Annotated in this window: 18 protein-coding genes; 5 read left to right on the top strand and 13 right to left on the bottom strand. The window is 73.0% G+C overall.

Features of this window, described 5'->3' with window-relative positions:
• Positions 1–5 precede the first annotated feature (5 nt).
• From ML340_RS06490 to ML340_RS06440, 11 genes are all read right to left on the bottom strand, one after another.
• On the bottom strand, positions 6–1649 hold the full coding sequence (locus ML340_RS06490; RefSeq protein ID WP_240097899.1) for a ShlB/FhaC/HecB family hemolysin secretion/activation protein: 1644 nt from the start codon (positions 1647–1649) through the stop codon (positions 6–8).
• Complete coding sequence (locus tag ML340_RS06485; RefSeq protein WP_240097897.1) at positions 1649–3865, bottom strand: CHAT domain-containing protein; 2217 nt, start codon at positions 3863–3865, stop codon at positions 1649–1651. The genes ML340_RS06490 and ML340_RS06485 overlap by 1 nt, the downstream gene beginning before the upstream one ends.
• Before the next feature lie 155 nt (positions 3866–4020).
• Positions 4021–5283, bottom strand: coding sequence for a glutamate-5-semialdehyde dehydrogenase (locus ML340_RS06480; RefSeq protein WP_240097895.1), 1263 nt, complete (start codon positions 5281–5283; stop codon positions 4021–4023).
• On the bottom strand, positions 5280–6413 hold the full coding sequence (gene proB, locus ML340_RS06475) for a glutamate 5-kinase (protein WP_240097893.1): 1134 nt from the start codon (positions 6411–6413) through the stop codon (positions 5280–5282). The genes ML340_RS06480 and proB overlap by 4 nt, the downstream gene beginning before the upstream one ends.
• Before the next feature lie 2 nt (positions 6414–6415).
• Entirely contained in the window at positions 6416–7711 is a 1296-nt protein-coding gene (argH, locus tag ML340_RS06470; RefSeq protein WP_240097891.1) for an argininosuccinate lyase, read from the bottom strand.
• Positions 7708–8670 (bottom strand): N-acetyl-gamma-glutamyl-phosphate reductase, encoded by a 963-nt coding sequence (argC, locus tag ML340_RS06465; RefSeq protein WP_240097889.1) that lies wholly within the window; start codon positions 8668–8670, stop codon positions 7708–7710. Before argC ends, argH begins: the two co-directional genes overlap by 4 nt.
• Positions 8667–9953, bottom strand: a complete 1287-nt coding sequence (locus ML340_RS06460) for an acetylglutamate kinase (RefSeq protein WP_425608293.1) — start codon at positions 9951–9953, stop codon at positions 8667–8669. Before ML340_RS06460 ends, argC begins: the two co-directional genes overlap by 4 nt.
• Before the next feature lie 81 nt (positions 9954–10034).
• On the bottom strand, positions 10035–11129 hold the full coding sequence (locus ML340_RS06455; RefSeq protein ID WP_240097885.1) for an acetylornithine deacetylase: 1095 nt from the start codon (positions 11127–11129) through the stop codon (positions 10035–10037).
• Positions 11122–12366, bottom strand: a complete 1245-nt coding sequence (locus ML340_RS06450) for an argininosuccinate synthase (RefSeq protein ID WP_240097883.1) — start codon at positions 12364–12366, stop codon at positions 11122–11124. The genes ML340_RS06455 and ML340_RS06450 overlap by 8 nt, the downstream gene beginning before the upstream one ends.
• A 54-nt stretch (positions 12367–12420) precedes the next feature.
• The gene (locus ML340_RS06445) at positions 12421–13422 is read right to left on the bottom strand and encodes an N-acetylornithine carbamoyltransferase (protein ID WP_240097881.1); all 1002 of its coding nucleotides are present in this window, start codon (positions 13420–13422) and stop codon (positions 12421–12423) included.
• A gap of 260 nt (positions 13423–13682) precedes the next feature.
• Positions 13683–14159: a hypothetical protein gene (locus ML340_RS06440; RefSeq protein WP_240097879.1), complete on the bottom strand. Its 477-nt coding sequence runs from the start codon at positions 14157–14159 to the stop codon at positions 13683–13685.
• A 95-nt stretch (positions 14160–14254) separates the two neighbouring features.
• Here ML340_RS06440 and cysS point away from each other — a divergent pair, with 95 nt between their 5' ends.
• From cysS to ML340_RS06425, 3 genes are read left to right on the top strand one after another with little or no spacing between them, the layout of a single operon-like run.
• Entirely contained in the window at positions 14255–15631 is a 1377-nt protein-coding gene (gene cysS, locus ML340_RS06435; protein WP_240097877.1) for a cysteine--tRNA ligase, read from the top strand.
• The gene (locus ML340_RS06430; RefSeq protein ID WP_240097875.1) at positions 15628–16068 is read left to right on the top strand and encodes a SufE family protein; all 441 of its coding nucleotides are present in this window, start codon (positions 15628–15630) and stop codon (positions 16066–16068) included. The genes cysS and ML340_RS06430 overlap by 4 nt, the downstream gene beginning before the upstream one ends.
• Positions 16065–17291 carry an MFS transporter gene (locus ML340_RS06425; RefSeq protein WP_240097873.1) on the top strand — a complete coding sequence of 409 codons (1227 nt, stop codon included), beginning with the start codon at positions 16065–16067 and terminating at the stop codon, positions 17289–17291. Before ML340_RS06430 ends, ML340_RS06425 begins: the two co-directional genes overlap by 4 nt.
• 77 nt (positions 17292–17368) lie before the next feature.
• Here the strand turns inward: ML340_RS06425 and dksA are convergent, their stop codons facing one another.
• A complete protein-coding gene (dksA, locus tag ML340_RS06420) occupies positions 17369–18304 on the bottom strand; it encodes an RNA polymerase-binding protein DksA (protein ID WP_240097871.1) in 936 nt (311 codons plus the stop codon).
• A 106-nt stretch (positions 18305–18410) separates the two neighbouring features.
• Here dksA and yidD point away from each other — a divergent pair, with 106 nt between their 5' ends.
• On the top strand, positions 18411–18629 hold the full coding sequence (yidD, locus tag ML340_RS06415; protein ID WP_240097869.1) for a membrane protein insertion efficiency factor YidD: 219 nt from the start codon (positions 18411–18413) through the stop codon (positions 18627–18629).
• Complete coding sequence (locus tag ML340_RS06410) at positions 18626–19507, top strand: M23 family metallopeptidase (protein ID WP_240097867.1); 882 nt, start codon at positions 18626–18628, stop codon at positions 19505–19507. Before yidD ends, ML340_RS06410 begins: the two co-directional genes overlap by 4 nt.
• A 67-nt stretch (positions 19508–19574) precedes the next feature.
• Here ML340_RS06410 and folE2 read toward each other — a convergent pair whose 3' ends face one another.
• The gene (gene folE2, locus ML340_RS06405) at positions 19575–20495 is read right to left on the bottom strand and encodes a GTP cyclohydrolase FolE2 (protein ID WP_240097865.1); all 921 of its coding nucleotides are present in this window, start codon (positions 20493–20495) and stop codon (positions 19575–19577) included.
• Positions 20496–20513 lie beyond the last annotated feature (18 nt).

The following is a 20513-nucleotide window of genomic DNA, read 5'->3' as shown; positions in this document are numbered from 1 at the left end:
CTCCTTCAGAACGCCTTCTGGACCGACCAGAACAGCCGCGGGTTGCGGTCGCCACCGTCGGTCAGGCCCGGGCCGGTCTGGCGCCAGGCCAGGCTGAGGTTGACCGCGTAGTTGCCGGGCTTGCCCCAGTTCAGGCCCAGCCCGTAGCCGCGCAGGCGGCGGGTATTGAACAGGTCGAACGGACGCGGATCGTGGTACACGTCGCCCTGCGCCGCGTCGTAGAACAGGAACACAGTGGCCTCGCGCCGCAGCGCCAGGCGCAGTTCGACGCTGGCCAGCCAGCCGTCGTCCACCAGCACCTCGCCGGTGGCATAGGCGCGCACGGCCTTGGGCCCGCCGAGGGAGAACTTCTCGTAGGGATCGAGGTTCTTGCTCGCGCGCTGGGTCGCGGCGCCGACGAACAGGCTGAGCCGCTGGGTGAGCCGCTGTAGGCGGGCAGCCTGCAGGGTCAGCTTGCCGAATCCGCCTTCGGTCTGGTGCCCGAACGGCGGGCGGTCGAAGCTTTCGCTGACCGGATCGCGGATGTCGAGGTCGCCGTGGTAGAGCATGAGGTTGGCGCTGCTGTAGCCGCCCCCGAGCCAGCCGTCGCGGTGTTCGAACGACAGCCCGAGCCCGGCGCCGACGATCCGCTTGCGGCTCTCGAAGGACACCGCCTCGAAGCGGTCGGTGAGGTCCTTGTGGTCGACCACCCCGCGCAGGAACAGGTTGGTGCTGCGCTGGCGGATGATCGGATAGCTGAAGGACAGGTCGGCGACATCGCCGACGCCGGTGGGCTTGAGCAGCGCGAACGGCCCGCCGAGTTCGTACTGCACCCGCGCCAGGCCCGCGCCGACGCGCAGGCCGCGGTAGCCGAGCGGGGTCTCGTAGGAGAGCCGCCCGAACGCGGTATGCATGCCCTGCGCCAGCATCAGGCGTAGGTCGAGGTTGTCGCCGCGCTCGAGCGGGCTGGCCCAGCGCAGGCTGCCAGTGGCGCGCAGGCGGCCGGAATCGCGGGTGCCGTGGTTGTCCAGTTCCAGCCCGTACTGCAGGCGCTCGCGCGGATCCACCTTGACCAAGAGGTCGGTGGTGCCGGGCGTGCTGCCGGCAGCGATCGCCGACTGCGGGCGGATGCCCGGCAGGTCCGACAGCAGCAACATCGCGCGCTCGTACTGGCGGCCGTCCAGCGGCTTGCCCGGCTGCAGCACCGCGAGCGTGCGCGCGACCCGCTCGCGCGCCAGCGGGGTGCCGGGCGCCATGTCGATGCCGACGCTGCCGAGCGCGTTCTCGCTGACCGCGATCCGCACCCGCCCGTCGACCACCTCCTGCACCGGCACGTACGCCTGTGCGAGCGCGAAGCCGCGGCGGTGGTACAGCGCGGTGATGCGCACGGCCAGCTGCTCGAGGTCGGCCAGGGTCACGCGGCTGCCGATGCGATCGGCCACCGCCGCCTGCAGCTCGGCCTCCGGCACGCCGGTGGCGCCGCTGAACTCCACGCCCCGCAGCTCGAAGCTGGCCGGCTCCGCCAGCGCCGGCTCCGGCAGCGGCTGCACCTGCTGCGCCTCGTCGGCGGTCGCGGCCAGCGCCGGGACCGGCGCGAGCAGCGCGGCAAGGCAGACGGCCAGCGGGCGGGCCTGCCACTTGCCGGGAAGGATGCGGCCAGCGCGGGGCATCATGGGGTCACCTTCAGTCGCCAGTTGCCGATCAGGTTGAACGGCGCCCAGTAGTACGGATGGGCGGTCTGCGGATCGGCCATCACCGCCAGCTGCGCGTCGCGCATCGCATCCTGCAGTTCACGTCCCTGCGCCAGATCCGCGTACAGGGTGGTCATCAGCTTCTCGGTGGCCGCGTCCGACACCGGCCACAGCGAGACCAGGAGGCTGGAGGTGCCGGCCGACAGGAACGAGCGCGTGAAGCCCAGCACCTCGTCGCCGTCGTCGACCCGGCCGAGCCCGGATTCGCAGGCCGACAGGGCCAGCAGCGCGACCCCGGACAGGTCCATGCCGATCACCTCGCGCGCCTCCAGGTAGTTCGGCTTGCCATCCTCGTCGGCCAGCAGCACCTTGGAATGCAGCGGGTCCAGGCTGTCGGCGGTGGCGTGCGCGGCGACGTGCACTAGCGGCGCGCCGGGGGCGGCCGCCAGGAAGTTGGTCTTGTTGGCGTCGGCGTTGAAATACAGGCGCGCCCCGGGGAACTGCTGCGCCAGTTCGCGCACCTCGCGTTCGGCGCCGGGCAGCGGATCGGCCACGTCCGGCGAGATGGTCGGGTTGCCGAACGCGAGCAGCCGGCGCGGCGCGCTGGGGGTGCGCCTGGCCAGGCGCGCGGCGATGCTGATCGAAGGCGCGATCGCGAGCGGATTGCGCTGGATCAGGTACTGATCGTCCAGGCGCAGCGCCTGGAACGGCAGGTAGTGCAGCGGACCGTGTGGGACGATGATCAGGCGTCGCCCCGGCTCCACGCCGAGCGGTGCCAGCAGCAGTGCGCCGATCTGCGCGCTGACCTCCGGTGCGCGCGGGTTGAGCTTGATCAGGGCGTCGCGGTAGGCATCCACCAGGCGGTTGAGGTCGGCGCGCGCCAGCGCGGCCGGGAAGCGCACCTCGCGCACGCCGTCGCGGGTCAGCACCCAGGCCACCAGCCGGTCCGGCAGGCTGTGGTAGGCGACCACCGCCTCGTCCGCGGCCAGCATCGCCTGCAGCTGGCGCGCATCCAGCGCGGCGCCGGTGTCGCCCTTGAGCTCGGCGCGCCCGGCGACCGCGTCCAGCAGCGCGCGCGCGCGGCTGCGCTCGCTGATATCGAACGCGCGCTCGGCCTCGCCGAGCTGGCCGTGCAGCGCGATCGCGCGCTCGAACACCGACTGCAGGTCGGAGAACAGGCCCATCTTGAACTCGTCGCTGCGGAACTGCGCGCGCGCGCGCTCGAAGGTGTCCAGCGCCTCGTCCAGCGCGGCCGCGGCCGCGGCCTGGTTGCCGAGCGCCGCCTCGCTCTTGGAGATGCCGTCCAGCGCCCAGGCGCGGTAGAAGGTTTCGTCGCCCTCGGCCGGGGCCTGCGCCAGCGCCCGGTACAGCTGCAGCGCCTCCGCCGGCTTGCCCTCCGCCAGCAGCAGGCGCCCGCGGGTGCGCTCCAGCTGCGCGCGCTGGCGTGCGCCCGCCGGCGTCGGGATCGCCTCCAAGGTGCGGCGCGCGCGCGGAAGGTCGCCGGCGAGGATCAGCGCGTTGGCCAGCGAGGCCTGCACCAGCGGGCGGAAGCGCTCGGAGCTCTCCTGCGCGGCCTGTTCGTACAGCGCGATCGCCTCGTCGTAGCGCTTCTGGCGGGTGCGCACGTCGCCCAGGATCTTGCGCGCCGGGCCGTTGACCTGGGTCGGGTCCTGCCCCGGGTACTTCAGCGCCAGATGCGCGAACTGTTCGGCCCGGGTCAGCTGCCCGCCGTAGCTGAAGGCGATCGCGAGGTCGCGGTAAGCCTTGCCCAGCAGATCGGTATTCCCGGTCTGCAGGGCCACGTGCAGGGCCTTGCTCGCGGCCCGGGTGCTCTCGCGGAATTCGCCCTTCTCGGCCAGTTCCACCGCCTGGCTGCAGTAGGCGTAGCCATCGAGTTTGACCGCATCGCGCTCGTACAGGGCCGCGCCCTCCGCCGCCATCGCCAGCGCGGTGTCGGCATCCTCGATGCGCGCCAGCGCGGCGAGCGCGGAGCGCGCTTCGGCGGCGACCGCCTCCTGCGCGGTGGCGGTGTCCGCAGCGGGCGTGGGCTGCACCGGTGCCGCGACCGGGGTCGCCACCTGCGCGGCCGCGGCCAGCGCGACCGGGGCGCAGCCGGCGCGCGCAGCGGGCGCGATCAGCAGGCCCGCCAGCAACAGCGCCGATGCAACGGCCGATGTGGATGGATGGCGCAGCATGGCCAGGCTCCCCGACGCAAGACACGCACGGCCATGCGGCCATGCAGACGGCGGGAGTCTAGGCAGCCCCCGCCGGGTGGCCTATTCCCGGGAAGGCATAGGGCGAACAGGCTAGGCCGGGCTGGCCGGTCGCGGCGCGGGATGGCGTGGCGCGTTCAGCCGCTCGGCGGATGCCGCACCTGGCCGTGGCCACGCACCACGAAGCGCTCGATGGTGAGCGCCTCCGCCCCCATCGGCCCGTAGGCGTGCAGGCGGGTGGTGGAGATGCCGATCTCCGCGCCCAGCCCGAGCTGGCCGCCGTCGTTGAAGCGGGTGGAGGCATTGACCATCACCGCCGAGCTGCGGGTGCCCTGCACGAAGCGCTCGGCGGCCTCGGGATCAGCGGTGGCGATCGCCTCGGTGTGGTCGGAGCCGTAGCGGGCGATGTGCGCCAGCGCCTGCTCCAGCGAATCCACCACCCGCACCGCCAGGATCAGGTCGAGGAATTCGGCGGCATAGTCGGCCTCGCTGGCCGGGCGCACCTCGGCGGCATGGGCGGCGGTGGCGGCATCGCCGCGCACCTCCACCCCGTGCGCGCGCAGCGCGGCCAGCGCCTGCGGCAGGAACGCGGGGGCGGCTTCGCGGTGCACCAGCAGGGTCTCCACCGCGTTGCACACGCCCGGGCGCGAGGTCTTGCCGTCGATCAGCAGCGCCAGCGCCTGCGCCGGATCCGCGCTGCGGTCGACGTACAGGTGGCAGACGCCCTTGTAGTGCTTGACCACCGGCACCCGCGCGTGTTCGGCCACGAACCGGATCAGGCTCTCGCCGCCGCGCGGGATCGCCAGGTCGATCAGGTCGGACAGCTGCAGCAGCTCCAGCACGTGCGCGCGCGCCGGATCCGCGAGCAGCCCGACCGCCGCCTCCGGCAGTCCGGCGCGGCGCAGCGCCGCGTGCAGGCAGGCGGCCAGCGCGGCATTGCTGGCGGCCGCCTCCGACCCGCCGCGCAGCAGCACCGCGTTGCCGGCCTTCAGGCACAGGGCGGCGGCCTCTGCGGTCACGTTCGGGCGCGCCTCGTAGATCATCGCGACCAGGCCCAGCGGGATGCGCTGGCGTTCCACCACCAGGCCGTTGGGACGCGTGTCGCGGCGGGTCACCTGGCCGACCGGATCGGGCTGCGCGGCCACCTCGCGCAGCGCCTGGGCGATGCCCTGCACCCGCGCCGGATCCAGCCGCAGGCGGTCGAGCAGCGCGCCGCCGGTCCCGGCCGCCGCCGCGCGCTGCATGTCCTGCGCGTTCGCGGCCAGGATCGCCGCCTCGGCGTCCGCCACCGCGTCCGCCATGTCCTGCAGCAGCGCGCGCCGCGCTGCCGGGACGAGCGCGGCGATCTGCGCCTGCGCCGCGCGCGCCGCCTCCGCCAGTGCTCGCACGTATCCGCTCATGGGGCCTCCGGGTCGGGCGGGGCCGCGGCGACCTGCACCAGGTCGTCGCGGTGGATCAGCACGTCGTCGTAGCGGAAGCCCAGCAGCGCCTCGATCTCGCGGCTGTGGCGCCCGGCCAGGCGCGCGCATTCGCCGGCGTTGTACTGCGCCTGCCCGCGCGCCAGCAAGCCGCCGTCCGGCCCGAGCAGCTCGACCACGTCGCCGCGCCGGAACTCGCCCTCCACCGCGCGCACCCCGCCGGGCAGCAGCGAGGCCCCGCGCGCCAGCGCGGCCGCGGCCCCGGCATCGATCCGCAGGCGCCCGGCGGCCGGCGCATGCCGCAGCCACTGCTTGCGCGCATTGATGCGCACCGGCGCGGCGCGCACCAGGGTGCCGTGCAGGCGGTCCTGCGCCAGCGCCGCCACCGCCTGCGGGTCGCGGCCGCAGAACAGCGCGGTCGGGATGCCGGCGGCCGCGGCCTTGGCGGCGGCCTCGAGCTTGGTGCGCATGCCGCCGGTGCCGAGCCGGCCGGGCGGGCCGGCCATCGCCAGCACCGCCGGCGTGACTGCGGCGACCTCGGGCACCGGCTGCACCTGCGGGTCTCGGCCGGGATGCCCGCTGTAGAGGCCGGCGATGTCGGTCGCGATCAGCAGCAGGTCGGCGCCGACCAGCGAGGCCACCGCCGCGGCCAGGTTGTCGTTGTCGCCGAGCTTGAGCTCGTCCACCGCGACGGTGTCGTTCTCGTTGATCACCGGCAGCACGCCGAGCCGCAGCAGCTCCTGCAGCGCGGTGCGCGCATTGAGGTAGCGGCGGCGGTGGCGCAGGTCGTCGTGGGTCAGCAGCACCTGCGCGACCGCGCGCGGCGACAGCGCCTGCCAGAAGCCGATCAGGGCGGCCTGCCCGAGCGCCGCCAGCGCCTGGCGCTGGACCAGGCCGTTGCCGGCCGCCGGCACCCGCGCGCGCCCGGCCGCGACCGCGCCGGAGGAGACCAGCACGACCTCGCGCCCGCGCGAGCGCGCCGCCTCCACGAACCCGGCCAGCGCGCGCGCATGCCGCGGGTCCAGCCCGTCCGCGCCGGCCAGCAGGCTGCTGCCGACCTTGAGCACGGCGCGCGACCACGGCGGCAGCGGCTGCGGCGGGAACCCCTGCATGTTCAGGCGAGCGCCTCCCAGCGCGCACGCAGCTCCGCAAGGCGCAGGTCCGCGGCCGCGCCGGGCGAGGTGCGCGCGGCCAGCGACCCTTCGGGCGTCCTGCCCTGCCCGGCCGCCTCGGCATCCGCGGCCGCGGCCTGGTAGGCCTCGCGGAACGGCACCCCGGCGATCGCCGCCTCCACCGCCACGTCGGTGGCGTACATGCCGGCATCGATCGCCGCGCGCATCCGCTCCGGCCGCCACGCGAGCTTGGCCAGCAGGTCCGGCAGCAGGGCCAGCGCCGCCAGCCCGCGGCCGAAGCCGTGCACGATCGCGCCCTTGGACGCCTGCAGGTCGCGGTGATAGCCCGACGGCAGCGACAGCAGCTGCTCGATCTCGGTGCGCGCCGCCGCCACGCTGGCATGGGCGGCGCGCAGCAGCTCGATCACGTCGGGGTTGCGCTTGTTCGGCATGATCGAACTGCCGGTGGTGTACTGCGCCGGCAGCGCCACGAACCCGAACTCGGCGCTGGTGAACAGCGACAGGTCCCAGGCGATCCGGCGCAGGTCGAGGGTGGCGCTGCCCAGCGCCTCCAGCGCGGCCAGCTCGAACTTGCCGCGCGAGAGCTGCGCATACACCGGGGACACCTGCATGCGCGCGAAGCCCAGCGCCTGCGTGGTGTGCGCGCGGTCGAGCCGCAGGTTGACGCCATAGCCGGCGGCGGTGCCGAGCGGGTTGCAGTCCACCAGCGCCAGGGTGTCGCGCGCGCGCACCGCATCGTCGATGAAGGCCTCGGCCCAGCCCGCCCACCACATCCCGGCGGAAGACACCACCGCGCGCTGCAGATGGGTATAGCCCGGCATCGGCAGGTCGTGTTCGGCCGCGGCGCGCTCCAGCGCGACCTTCGCGATCGTGCGTGCCTGCGCCATCAACCGCGCCAGCTGTTCCTTCAGCCACAGCCGGGTGGCGACCAGCACCTGGTCGTTGCGGCTGCGTCCGGTGTGGATCTTGCGGCCGGCATCGCCCAGGCGCTCGGTCAGGCGCGCCTCGATCGCGGAGTGGCCGTCCTCGTAGCGCGCGTCCAGCACGAACGCGCCGCTGCGGAAGTCCTCGGCCAGCGTGGCCAGCTCGCGCTTGAGGCTGCCCACTTCGTCCACGGTGAGGATGCCGATGCGCTGCAGGCCCTCGGCATGCGCGGCGCTGGCGGCGATGTCGTGCAGGAAGAACTCGCGGTCCAGCAGCACGTCGTCGCCGGCCAGGAAGGCCTGGAGGCCGGCATCCACCTGCACGCCGGGTTTTTGCCAAAGCAGGTCGCTCATGCCGCCTCCGGGGCCAGGGGAATGCCCGTCAGTTCTTCGAAGCCGAACGCCAGGTTGAGGTTCTGCAGCGCCTGCGTCGCCGCGCCTTTGAGCAGGTTGTCCGCGGTCGCCACCACCACCAGCCGGCGGCCGTCGGCGGACAGCGCGAACCCGCCCAGCGCGACGTGCTGGGCGCCGGCGATCCGGCTCACCCAGGGCGCCGGCTCCTGCACCCGCACCAGGCGCTCGCCGGCATAGCGGCCGCGGTAGCGCGAGAGCACCTCGTCGCGCTCGAAGGCGATCGCCAGGTGCAGGTTGCAGGTCACGGTGAGGCCGCGGAAATGCGGCGCCACGTGCGGCATGAATTCCACCGGATGCCCCAGCGCATGCGCGACCTCGCGCTCGTGCACGTGCCCGGTGAGCGCGTACGGCATCAGGTTGTCGCGCAGCAGCGCCGGATCGTTGCGCTCGGACGGGGTGGTGCCGGCGCCGGAATAGCCGGACACCCCGAAGCACTGCACCGGCCCGTCCAGCACGCCCAGCATCGGCGCGATCGCCAGCTGCATCGCGGTGGCGTAGCAGCCGGGGTTGCTGATCCGGCGCTGGCCGGCGTAGCGGGTGCGGGTCAGTTCCGGCAGCCCGTAGTACCAGCCGGGATCGAAGCGGTAGTCCGCCGACAGGTCCAGCAGCACCGCATCCGCCCCGGCATCGTCGAACTGCTGCACGATGGGGCCGGCCTTGCCGTTGGGCAGCGCCAGCACCACCGCGTCCGCGCCCAGCTCGGGCAGCGATTCGTAGGCCGGCGAGGTGTAGTGCAGCCCGCCGCGGTAGCCGGGCACGTGGTCGGCCAGGGCCCGCCCGTCCAGCTCGCGCGAGGTGACATAGGCCAGCTCGAAGGCCGGGTGCCCGGCCAGCAGGCCGATCAGTTCCGCGCCCACGTAGCCGCGCGCGCCCACGATCCCGATCCGCAAGGTCTTCATGCGCCTGCCTCCCCGCCCGGCTCTTCCAGCGTCGGCGGCCGCTGCGCGCACAGCGCCACGTAGCGCGCGATGCGGTCGAAGCCGGCCTCGCCGTACCAGTACACCTTCCACCGGGCCTGCTTGATGCAGCCGTCGGATTCGGCATCGTAGAACGCATTCACCGGGTTGCCGTGACGCGAACGCCAGAACAGCGCCGGGGTCTGCTCGCGCATCACCAGCCAGACCGCGCGGCCGAGGCCTTCGCCCTGCGCCTCGTCCAGCACCGCGAACTTGTCGAGGTACAGGCCGGCGTCCTCGCGGGTCAGGATCACCGCCGCGCGGTAGTGCTCGCTGACATAGGCCCGGTGCAGGCGGGTGGTCTGGAAATAGTCCGGCACCAGCCGGCGCCCGAAGGCCGACTCGATCAACCCGCGCAGGCGCGGCAGGTCGAAGTCGCTCCACGCCTCGCCCTGCAGCACGCGCTCGCCGCGCCGCACCAGCGTGCCCGAGCCCTTGTGGGTGAACAGCTCCTTGGCCAGCTCGGCCGGGCGCGTGATCGACACCGACGAGGCCTGCGGCAGGCCGTCCAGCAGGTCCTTGATCTGCGCGATCTTCACCCGCATGCCGCCCTCGAGCCAGGGCTGCTGCATCAGGTGGTCGTACTCGGTGGACAGGTTGATCGAATCGATGACCCTGCCGTCGGCGTCCAGCAGCCCGCCGGTGCCGGTCAGGAACACGATCTTGTACGGCTGCAGCTGCCGCACCAGCGCATTGGCGGCGAAGTCGGCATTGATGTTGAGGATCTGCCCGCCGGCGGTCTCGCCGAGGGACGCGATCACCGGGATCGAGCCGGCCTGCAGGCTGGCCTGGATCGGCGCCAGGTCCACCCGCTTGACCTCGCCCACCAGGCCGTAGCGTTCCCGATCCAGGTAGTCGGCCTCGAACACGCCCGAAACGATGCTGGTGGCGCGCGCGTCGCTGGCCTGCAGCGCCTCCACCAGCTTCAGGTTCTGCGCATGGAACACCCGGCGCACGATGGCCAGCGCCTCCGGCGAGGTGACGCGCAGGCCGTCGAGGGTCTGCTTTTCGATGCCGGCGGCGGACAGCTCCTCGTCCAGCTGCGGGCCGGCGCCGTGGATGACGATCGGGGTCAGGCCCACGTCCTGCAGGAAGGCGAGCGAGGACACCAGCGCGTCGAGGTCGTCGCGCAGCACCGCGCCGCCAACCTTGACCACCGCGAAGCGCGCCGCGTCGAGCTGCGAGAAGCGCTTGAGGTACTGGCTGATCTCCTTCGCGCTGCCCATGCTGGAGAGCAGGCGGACGATGGTCTGACGGGTCTGCGGCGCATGCACGGCATGCGGGCGGAGGGTCGGGGTCACGGTGGTTCAGGTCCCAAGCAGACGGGTAATGGAGGCGGCGTAGCGCTGCAGTTGCTCGAGCGCCACCCATTCGTCAGCGGTATGCGCCTGGGCGATGTCGCCCGGGCCGTACACGAACGCGGTCAGGCCGGCCTGCGAGAACAGCGAGGCCTCGGTCCAGAAATCGACCGCCGGGCCGATATCCAGGCCCAGACGCTCGGCGAGGTCGCGCGCGGCCAGCCGGCGCGATTCGGCCGCGGCCGGATCGCCGGCCGGCAGCGGCGGGCCGCGGAAGGTCTCCTCGTAGTGCACCGGAACGCCGCCCGGCGTTCCCTCGCGCAGCCGCGCATGCAGGGCCTCGATGGCGTGCGACGGCAGCGGGCGGAACCCGGAGCGCACCTCCGCGCTCGGCGCGATCACGTTGGCCTTGATCCCGCCCTCGACCTTGCCGATGTTGAAGCGCAGGCCGGTCAGCCCACCGAAGCGCGCGCCGGACTCGGACTCCACCAGCGCCAGCGCCGCGCAGCCCCAGCGCATGGCCTGGTGCAGCGCGTTGGCCTGCAGCGCGTGGGCACCGGAGGCGTGCCCGGCCTCGCCCTCGAACTTCAGCAGCACCGAGCTGATGCCGCGGTGGGCCAGCACCGCCTCGCAGCGGGTCGGCTCGGCGATGATCGCCTCGCGGAAGCCGTGGTCACGGGCGAGGAAGGCGGCGATGCAGCGCGCGTCGTTGGCCTCCTCGTCGCTGGAGAACAGGAATGCGGCATCGCCGTGGGTGGCGTTCGCCGCGGCCAGCAGGCCGGCCGCCGCGCCCTTGATGTCGCAGGCGCCCAGCCCGATGGCGCGCTCGCCCACCACCCGCAGGCGCAGCGGATCGGCGCTCCAGGCGTCCGAAGCCGGCACCGTGTCCAGGTGCACGTTGAACACCCGCGTCGGCGCGCCGCGCACGGCCAGCAGCGACACCGCGCCGGCGCCGTGGTCGGTCACCTCGATCCGGAAACCCGGCAGCTGCGCACGCAGGTAGTCGAAGATCCCGCCGGTGCCGATCCGCCGCGGCGGATTGCGGGTGTCGAACGCAACGAGGGCGTCGAGGTGGCGCAGGACCGCGTCGAGCATGTCAGCCACCGTGCGGCCCGCGGCCCTGCCCGCCGCTCTGCCCGCCATTGACCTCGGCCCACAGGGTGCTGCTCATGCCGAACAGCTGGATGAAGCCCTCGGCCTCGGCCACGCCCCAGTCGGCCGACTGCGCGTAGGTCGCGCCCTTGGCATGCAGCAGGTGCGGCGAACGCACCGCCACCGCATCCACCCGCCCGCCCGGGGTGCGCAGCACCACCTCGCCGCTGACCATGCGCTGGCTGCTGGCGAGGAAGGCCTCCAGGTCGGTCTTGAGCGGGTCGTGGTAGAAGCCCTCGTACACCAGTTCCACCCACTTGCGCGCCACCTCCGGCTTGAAGCGGTTCTGCTGCTTGGTCAGCACCGCTTCCTCCAGCGCGCGGTGCGCGGCCAGCAGCGCGGCCAGGCCGGGCGCCTCGTACACGATCCGGCCCTTCAGCCCGATCGTGGTGTCGCCGGTGTATATCCCGCGCCCGACCCCGTACTGGGCGAACATGGTGTTGAGCTTGGCCAGGAGCTTCTCGCCCGGCAGCGGGTTGCCGTCGAGCGCCACCGCTTCGCCCTGTTCGAAGCGCAGGGCGACCTCCAAGGGCTCGAGCGGCCAATGCTCGCGACGCGCGCACCAGCCGCGCGCGCCCTCGCCCGGCGCCTCCCAGCGGTCGATCTCGCCGCCGGACAGGGTCACCCCGAGCAGATTCTCGTTGATCGTGTAGGCCTTCTGCTTGGTGCGCACCGCGAACCCGCGCGCCTCCAGGTAGGCCTGCTCGTAGGCGCGGGTCTGGGTGTGCTCCTTCTGGATCTCGCGGATCGGCGCGACGATGCGCCAGTCGCCGCTGGCCTTGATCGCCAGGTCGAAGCGCACCTGGTCGTTGCCCATCCCGGTGCAGCCGTGCGCGACCGCATTGGTGCCGAGCGCGCGCGCGCGCGCCAGGGTCGCGTCCACGATCAGGTAGCGGTCGGACACCAGCAGCGGGTACTGGCCCTGGTAGCCCTCGCCCGCCCACACGAACGGCTTGACGAAGCCGGCCCACAGCGCCGGCCCGCCGTCCACGGTGACGTGGCTGGCCACGCCCAGTTCGGCGGCGCGCGCCTCGATGTAGGCGCGCTCCTCCGCATCCACGCCGCCGGTGTCGGCGAACACGGTGTGCACGGTCCAGCCCTGCTCCTGCAGGTAGGGCACGCAGAAGCTGGTGTCGAGGCCGCCGGAGAAGGCGAGCACGATGTCGCGGGAGTCGTTGGGGGTCGTCATGGGGGATCCGGGCGGGGAAGCGGGAAAGTGAAGAATGGGGAGACGCGGGGCGGCTCAGCGCAGCAGCGCCGCCATGATCGCCTTCTGCACGTGCAAGCGGTTCTCGGCTTCGTCGATGGCGATGCAGCGCGGGGAGTCCATCACCGCGTCGGTGGCCTTCACGTTGCGGCGCAGCGGCAGGCAGTGGCTGAACACGCCATCGTTGGTGAGCGCCATCTTGGCCTCGTCCACGATGAAGTGCTTGTACTGGTCGCGGATCGGCTTCTCGGCGGCCCAGTTGCCGAAGTACGGCAGCGCACCCCAGCTCTTGGCGTACACCACGTCGGCGCCGCGGTAGGCCGATGCGATGTCGTGGCTGATGGTGAAGCTGCCGCCGGACTCGGCCACGTTCGCCTGCGCCCAGCCCAGGTAGCGCTCGTCCAGCACGTACTCCGGGGTCGGGCACAGCAGGGTCACGTCCAGCCCGAAGCGGGTGGCGATGGTCAGCGCGGAATTGGCCACCGCGGTGTTCAGCGGCTTGGGATGGTAGGTCCAGGTCAGCACGTACTTCTTGCCGCGCAGGTCGGTGGTGCCGAAGTGCTCCTGCAGCGCCAGTACGTGCGCCAGCTCCTGGCAGGGGTGGGTGATCGTCTCCATGTTGATCACCGGCACCGTGGAGTACTTGGCGAAGGCGCGCAGCACCTTGTCCTCGCGGTCCTGCGTCCAGTCCTGGAACTTCGGGAACGCGCGCACGCCGATCAGGTCCACGTAGCGCGCCAGCACCCGTGCCACTTCCGCGATGTGCTCCTCGGCCTCGCCGTCCATCACCGTGCCGAAGTCGAACTCGATCGGCCAGGCGTCCTTGCCCGGCTGCAGCACCACCGCGTGGCCGCCGAGTTGGAACGCCCCCAGCTCGAAGCTGGTGCGGGTGCGCATCGACGGGTTGAAGAACACCAGCGCGATCGCGCGCCCCTTCATCGCATCGCCCCACTTCTCGCGCTTGAACGCGGCGGCCTGCGCCAACAGGGCGTCGAGGTCGGTGCGGCTCCAGTCCTGGGTATTGAGGAAATGCTTCATCGGCGGCGCTCGGTTGGTCACATCGGCAACGGATGCAGGAACGGAAAAACGCAAGAACCCAGCACGGGGCTGGGTTCTGGACGGTATGCACGCGCGGGCGCGGACCGGCTACCCAGCCTGGGATCGGCGGTGCGGTCGGCGCGCGCGCGAGGTCATCCCGGAGGCCATCCGGGCGGCGCAGGCGTGACGGGCGTGCAGGTGCAGGGACATGGCCACGGATGCTCGCATGCCGGCGCAGCCGGCGCAACCGGCAACTGCGGTCAGGGCACCGGGGTGACCGAGACCCGCACCCGCACCCGGTTGCCGGGATCGCGGTCCATGCGCGTGCGGAACTTGCTGCCGCGGTAGACGTAGTCGACGTCGTAGGCGATGGCGCGGCGCACTTCGCGCACCACCGGCGCCATCCGGCAGTTGCTCAGGCCGGCTTCGCGTTCCTCGCGGGTGGTGCCGCCCGACAGGCGTTGGCGCAGCGAGCTGACCATGCGCTCGAGCGGGTTCTCCTGGGTGGGCGCCGCGGCCACGCCGGGAGGCATGTCGACCACGTCGCAGACCCGCTCCATGCGGCTGGTGCGCAGCACCTGGTAGACCGGCTCGACCGACAGCACCTGCGCATAGTCGTAGCGGACGTATTCCTGCGGGATGGTTACCTCCGGCCCAGGCTCCTGCGCGCGCACCGGGAGCGCGGGCACGAGCAGGCAGCACAGGCAGGCGAGGGGTAGCGGCAGGAACGGGCGCACGCACGCAGTCTATCGACGCCCCCGCAGATTCGACTGAACCCCGGCTGTCACCGCCGGCGCTGGCTAGAATGGAGAACCCTCTGCCGGCCGCGCCGATGAGCCTGACCCTCTACAACAGCCTGACCCGCCGCGTCGAACCCTTCGTGCCGCAGGATCCCAGCGGCCCGACCATGTACCTGTGCGGGCCGACGGTCTACCACTACGTGCACATCGGCAATGCGCGCGGGCCGGTGGTGTTCGGGGTGCTGGCGGCCTTGCTGCGCCGGCGTTTCGGCCGGCTGCGCTACGCCCGCAACATCACCGACGTGGACGACAAGATCAACGCGGCGGCGCAGGAACTGGGCGTGCCGATCGCGGCGATCACCGACAAGTACACCGCCGCCTACCGCCAGGACATGGCGGCGCTGGGCGTCACCGGCGCGTTCGCACCGGACATGGAGCCGGCGGCGACCGCGCACATGCCGCAGATGATCGCGATGATTGAGCGCCTGATCGCCGACGGCCACGCCTACGCGGCCGAGGGCCACGTGCTGTTCGCGGTGGCCAGCTTCCCCGGCTACGGCAAGCTGTCGCGCCGCGACCGCGAGGAGATGCTGGCCGGCGCGCGGGTCGAGGTGGCGCCGTACAAGCGCGATCCGGGCGACTTCGTGCTGTGGAAGCCCTCCAGCGACGACCTGCCGGGTTGGGACTCGCCCTGGGGCCGCGGCCGCCCGGGCTGGCACATCGAGTGCTCGGCGATGGCCGAGGCCCACCTCGGGCAGACCATCGACATCCACGCGGGCGGCGTGGATCTGCAGTTCCCGCACCACGAGAACGAGATCGCACAGAGCGAATGCGCGCACGGCGGCCGGCCGTTCGCACGGTTCTGGCTGCACAACGGCATGCTGAACTTCGGCGGCGCCAAGATGGCCAAGTCGGTCGGCAACGTCCAGCGCGTGCACGAGCTGGTGCAGGCATACCCGCCCGAGGCCCTGCGCTACGCCCTGCTCTCCGCGCACTACCGGCAGCCGTTGGAATGGTCGGACGGCCTGATCGCGCAGTCGGTGCGCACCCTCGACCGGCTGTACGGCACCCTGCGCGACCTGGCGGACGTGGAGGCCGCGCCGGTGATCCCGGCCGGCATCGAGGCCGCGCTGTGCGACGACCTCAACACCCCGGCGGCGCTGGCCGAACTCGCCCGGCTCGCCGGCGAGGCGCGCAAGGCCGTCTCGATCGGGGAAAAAACCGCGCTCAAGGCGCAGCTGCTGGGCGCGGGCCTGGCGCTCGGCCTGCTGCAGCAGGACCCGGCGGCGTGGTTCGCGCGCGGCGCGGGCAGCGACGACGACGCCCGCATCCAGGCGCTGATCGAGGAACGCACCGCGGCCAAGCGGGCGCGCGACTTCGCCCGCGCCGATGCGATCCGCCAGCAGTTGGCCGAGGAAGGCATCCTGCTGGAGGACACCCCGCAGGGCGTGAGGTGGAAGCGCGCATGAGCGACTCGCCCTTCCCGCTCGAACCCACCGCCGCCGCCGCGCAGGCGGCGATCCGCGAGGAATTCGCGTTCTTCGGCGACTGGTCGGAGCGCTACCAGTACCTGATCGACCTCGGCCGCAAGCTGCCGCCGTTCCCGGAGGCCTGGAAGACCGAGGCCAACCGCCTGCACGGCTGCCAGTCGCGGGTGTGGGTGGTGACCGAGGGCGATGCCGCCCGGCTGGACATCCACGCCGCCAGCGATTCGGCGATCGTCTCCGGCCTGGTCTACCTCGCACTGCGGGTGTATTCGGGGCGCAGCGCGGCCGAAATCCTGGCCACCCCCGCCGACTACATCGCCGACATCGGCCTTGCCAAGCACCTCTCGCCGACCCGCAACAACGGCCTGGCGGCGCTGCTGGCGCTGATCCGGGAGCGTGCGCGCGCGGCCGCGGGATGAGCGCGGCCGCCTCGCCGCTGGCCAGCACCGGTTTCCGCCGGCTGCTGCTGTACCGCATCAGCACCCTGCTCTCCTACCAGATCGTCGCGGTCACGGTCGGCTGGCACGTGTACGAACTGACCGGCGATCCGCTCTCGCTCGGCCTGATCGGGCTGGCCGAAGTGATCCCGTTCTTCGCGGTGGCGCCGTTCGCCGGGCATTTGGTCGACCACCTGCCGCGCCGCCGGCTGGGCGCGGCGGCCTGCGCCGGGTTGGCGCTGACCGCGCTGCTGCTGGCGCTGCTGGCCGGCGGCCGGCTGCCGCTGCAGGGGCTGTGGCCGATCTATGCCGCAGTCGCGCTGGGCGGGATCGCGCGCACCTTCCTCGGGCCGGTCTACAACGCGCTGTTCGCGCGCACCCTGGCGCGCGCGCAGTTCGCGCGCGGCGCGGGCCTCGGCAGCGTGGTGTTCCAGGCTGGGCTGGTCGCCGGCCCCGCGCTCGGCGGCGCGCTGGTCGGGCTGGTCGGCAAGGCCGCGGCCTATGCCAGCGCCGCTGGCTTCGCCCTGGCCGCGGCCGCCGCGCTGCTGACGCTGCGGGTCGGCGAAGCGCCGCCCCCGGCGCAGCGCAGCCCGGTACTGGCCAGCATCGGCGAGGGCCTGCGCTTCGTGTTCGGCCACCAGATCCTGCTCGCCGCGCTGGCGCTGGACATGTTCGCGGTGCTGTTCGGCGGCGCGATCTCGCTGGCCCCGGCATTCATCCGCGACGTCCTGCACACCGGCCCGGAGGCGCTCGGCATCCTGCGCGGCGCGCCGGCCCTCGGCTCGGTGGCGGTCTCGCTGTGGCTGGCGCGGCACCCGCTGCAGGCCCATGCCGGGCGCATCCTGCTGGCTGCGGTGACCGGCTTCGGCGCGTGCATGATCGGCTTCGGCCTGAGCACGTCGTTCTGGCTGTCGGCGGCGTTCCTGCTGGTCTCCGGGATGTTCGACGGGGTCTCGGTGGTGGTGCGCTCGACCATCCTGCAACTGGCCACGCCGGACGCCCTGCGCGGGCGCGTCTCGGCGGTGAACGGGCTGTTCATCAGCTCCTCGAACGAACTGGGGGCGTTCTACTCCGGGGCAATGGCGCGCCTGCTCGGGCTGGTGCCGTCGGTGGTGGTCGGCGGCATCACCACGATCGCGGTGGTGGCCGGCACTGCCTGGCGCGCCCCGCGCCTGCGCCGGCTCGACCTGGCGCAATTGCAGTGAAGGCTGCGCACGGATGAGGCGGAAACGACGACGGCGCCTCGCGGCGCCGTCGTGATGCCAGATCGATGGCGGCGGAGTCAGTCGCCCATCTGCTTTTGCAGGTGCTCCCAGCGCTCCTGCGCATCCAAGGTGCGCTCGGCGGTCAGGCGCGCCTCCAGCCGCTCCAGACCGATCTCCTCGCCGGTGTCCACGCAGTAACCGTAGTCACCGTTGTCCAGCCGCTTCAGGGTGGAATCGATCTTGCCGATCAGCTTGCGGTAGCGGTCGCGGGTGCGCAGCTCGAGCGAGTTCTCGGTCTCTCGGGTGGCGCGTTCGGCCTCGTCGCCGACGTCGCGCACCTCCTCCTTGAGATTCTCGATCGTCTGCTTGGATTCCTCGACCAGCTCGGCGCGCCACTGCAGCAGGCGCTGGCGGAAGTACTCCAGCTGCAGCGGGTTCATGTACTCCTCGTCCGGCGAGGGCTTGTAGCCGGGCGGCAGGATCGGACGCCCGGTGGCCTCGTCGATCTGGTACGGCACCACCTTGAACTTGCCACGGGTCGCCGGCGCCGGCGCCTTGGCGAGCACCGCAACCGCGACCTTGCCTGGCTTGCGCGGGGCGGTGACCGGCGAGGCGGGATTGCCGGCCAGCGCCGTCTTCACCCCGCTCGCGGTCGGCGCCGGATCGACCGGCGCGGGCTTGCGCGCCGGCTTGTTCGCGGCCGTGGCCGCTGGCACAGGCTTGGGCGCGGGCGCCCTGGCCGGTACCGCCTTCGGCGCGGCCGGCCTGGCGACGGGCTTGGCCGCGGCCGGCTTCTTGCCCGCAGCCGGCGCCTTGGCGGCCTTGCTCGCCGCCGCCTTGCCGGCCACCGGCTTGGCGACGGCCTTCTTCGCGGGCGCCGCCTTCTTCGCGGACACCGGCTTCGCCGGCCCTTTCTTGGCCGCCTTGGCGGTTGGCTTGGCCGGCGCCGCCTTCTTCACGGCGGGCTTGGCAGTCGTCTTGGCGGCCTTCTTCGCGGGTTTCTTCGCTGCCACGTGCGCGTCTTCCTTGGGGATTCCCTTGAGCCGGGGAAGCGCGCTGTTATACCCTGCCGACCGCACAGCGGCAACCGCGCCGCTTCCCTTGCGACCTGCACGCCGCGTGATCGACCGCCTGCTCATCGCCCTGCTGCGCGGCTACAAGCGCTGGATCAGCCCGCTGCTCGGACCGCGCTGCCGGTTCGTCCCGACCTGCTCGGAATACGCGATGGAGGCGATCGCCCGCCACGGCGCCCTGCGCGGCGGCTGGCTGGCCGCGCGGCGGATCGCGCGCTGCCATCCGCTGCATCCGGGCGGGCACGATCCGGTGCCGCCGCCATGAGGCGATCGCCGCCCTGCGCTGCCGCGCGCATTGCGCTCGCGCTGCTGGCCGTGCTGCCGCTGGCGGGGATCCGGGTGTGGGCGCAGGCGGGAACCGGCGCCACCGCTGCCATCCGCGAAACCGCGGCAGGCGTGGTGTTTCCGGCCAGCGTGCCGCAGGGCGCGATGGTGATCGGCAAGGTGCCGGCCGGCAGCACGGTGACCTACCGCGGCCGCGCGCTGCGGCCGACCCGCTACGGCAGCGTGGTGTTCGGGGTCGGCCGCGACGAGCCCGGTCCGCTGGAACTGGCGGTACAGCCGCCCACCGGGCCCGCGCAGTCGGTCCGGATCGCGGTGACCCCGCGCGCATGGCCGCTCGAGCACGTCCGCGGTGCGCCGCCGGCCACGGTGAATCCCCCGCCCGCGCTCGCGCGCCGGATCGCGCAGGAGCAGGCGCGCGTGGCCGCCGCGCGCGCCCGCGACGGCGACGAGACCGGCTTCGCGGAGGCCTTCCAGTGGCCGCTGCAGGGGCGCATCAGCGGCCGCTTCGGCAACCAGAGGATCTACGACGGCACCCCGGGATCGCCGCATTCGGGCATGGACATCGCCGCCCCGGCCGGCACCCCGGTGCGCGCGCCGGCCAGCGGCGTGGTGACCTTCGCCGCGCCCGATCTCTACCTCACCGGCGGCACCCTGCTGCTCGACCATGGCCGCGGCATCAGCAGCAACTTTCTGCACCTGTCGCGGATCGACGTGCAGGTCGGCGAGGCGGTCCGCCAGGGCCAGGTGATCGGCGCGGTCGGGGCCACCGGGCGCGCGACCGGCCCGCACCTGCATTGGGGCATGAACTGGTTCGATACCCGCATCGACCCGCTGCTGGTGCTCGAACGCGGGCGCTAGCGGAAGCCACCGACGCAGCCGCCGCCCCGGCGCGGGCGTGGCCCGCGTGCCGCCACGCCGGCCGCCCTCAGGCGTTGCGCCCGGCGACGCTGGCCACCGCGTCGTGCGGATGCAGGCTCTCGAAATGCGCCACCTGCACCTGCCACGCCGCGATCCGCGCATCCGCGGCCAGCACCGCCGCGATCCGGCGTGCGGCGTCTTCGCAGAACATCAGGTTGGCGGCGTTGGCCTGGGCGAAGGCCTGCTCGTCCTCGCGCTTGACCGCGGTCTGCACCGGGGTGCCGAGCGCGGCCTCGCCGGCGTCGACCAGCGCCGCCAGCGGCAGCGCCTCGAAGCTGGGCCGCAGTTCGACCCGCACCTGCGCGCGGCTGCGCTGCGCATGCGGGGTGGCCGCCAGCCCGCGCTCGGAGGCGAGCCACGCCTGCACCGCCTCGTTCGACAGCGGGCGCACCCCGGCGAAGTCGGCGCCGAAGCGCGCGGCATTGGCCTGGCGCGACAGCGCGGCCGAGGCCGGGCAGGTGCTGGAGTATTCGAACGCGAAGCCGAGCGCGAGCTGCAGGCGCCCCTCGCGCAGCTGCGCCTCGACCTCGACCGGATAGCGCTTCCAGCCAAGGTTGCCGCTCACCAGCGCCGGCCGCTGCAGCAGGTGCTCGTAGCGGATGCGCAGGCGGGCGCGGTCGGCCAGCCCCTGCTGCGAGGCGATGCAGGCCTCCAGCAGCCGCCGCAGCGCCGGCGCCGACAGCGGCTCGCCCGCCAGCTGCTGCTGCAACAGCAGGTACAGGCGCGACATGTGGATGCCACGGGTACCGGCGCGGCCGAGGTTGACCGCCACGTCGACCCGCGCCGGGACCAGCAGCGGCGGCTCGCCGTCCTGCAGGCGCAGCGGCAGGTCCAGGCCGTCCATCCCGACCCAGTCCAGCGGCCGCGCCTCGGCGGCGGCATCGTCGGCCACGTCGGGCAGGACGGGCGCAGGCATCTTGGTGTCCATGCGCGCATTCTAGCCGCA

Source organism: Thermomonas flagellata (genome assembly GCF_022419185.1).
GTDB classification, from domain to species: domain Bacteria; phylum Pseudomonadota; class Gammaproteobacteria; order Xanthomonadales; family Xanthomonadaceae; genus Thermomonas; species Thermomonas flagellata.
This window is presented reverse-complemented; position numbering and strand designations above follow the sequence as displayed.

Bases quoted from the DNA above. Each gene is read 5' to 3' on its own strand.
- cysS (WP_240097877.1), top strand. From the start codon at position 14,255: ATGAGCCTGACCCTCTACAACAGCCTGACCCGCCGCGTCGAACCCTTC.
- folE2 (WP_240097865.1), bottom strand. From the start codon at position 20,495: ATGGACACCAAGATGCCTGCGCCCGTCCTGCCCGACGTGGCCGACGAT.
- argH (WP_240097891.1), bottom strand. From the start codon at position 7,711: ATGAGCGACCTGCTTTGGCAAAAACCCGGCGTGCAGGTGGATGCCGGC.
- argC (WP_240097889.1), bottom strand. From the start codon at position 8,670: ATGAAGACCTTGCGGATCGGGATCGTGGGCGCGCGCGGCTACGTGGGC.
- ML340_RS06450 (WP_240097883.1), bottom strand. From the start codon at position 12,366: ATGACGACCCCCAACGACTCCCGCGACATCGTGCTCGCCTTCTCCGGC.
- proB (WP_240097893.1), bottom strand. From the start codon at position 6,413: ATGCAGGGGTTCCCGCCGCAGCCGCTGCCGCCGTGGTCGCGCGCCGTG.
- ML340_RS06480 (WP_240097895.1), bottom strand. From the start codon at position 5,283: ATGAGCGGATACGTGCGAGCACTGGCGGAGGCGGCGCGCGCGGCGCAG.
- ML340_RS06485 (WP_240097897.1), bottom strand. From the start codon at position 3,865: ATGCTGCGCCATCCATCCACATCGGCCGTTGCATCGGCGCTGTTGCTG.
- ML340_RS06445 (WP_240097881.1), bottom strand. From the start codon at position 13,422: ATGAAGCATTTCCTCAATACCCAGGACTGGAGCCGCACCGACCTCGAC.
- ML340_RS06430 (WP_240097875.1), top strand. From the start codon at position 15,628: ATGAGCGACTCGCCCTTCCCGCTCGAACCCACCGCCGCCGCCGCGCAG.
- ML340_RS06410 (WP_240097867.1), top strand. From the start codon at position 18,626: ATGAGGCGATCGCCGCCCTGCGCTGCCGCGCGCATTGCGCTCGCGCTG.
- ML340_RS06490 (WP_240097899.1), bottom strand. From the start codon at position 1,649: ATGCCCCGCGCTGGCCGCATCCTTCCCGGCAAGTGGCAGGCCCGCCCG.
- ML340_RS06460 (WP_425608293.1), bottom strand. From the start codon at position 9,953: ATGGGCAGCGCGAAGGAGATCAGCCAGTACCTCAAGCGCTTCTCGCAG.
- ML340_RS06425 (WP_240097873.1), top strand. From the start codon at position 16,065: ATGAGCGCGGCCGCCTCGCCGCTGGCCAGCACCGGTTTCCGCCGGCTG.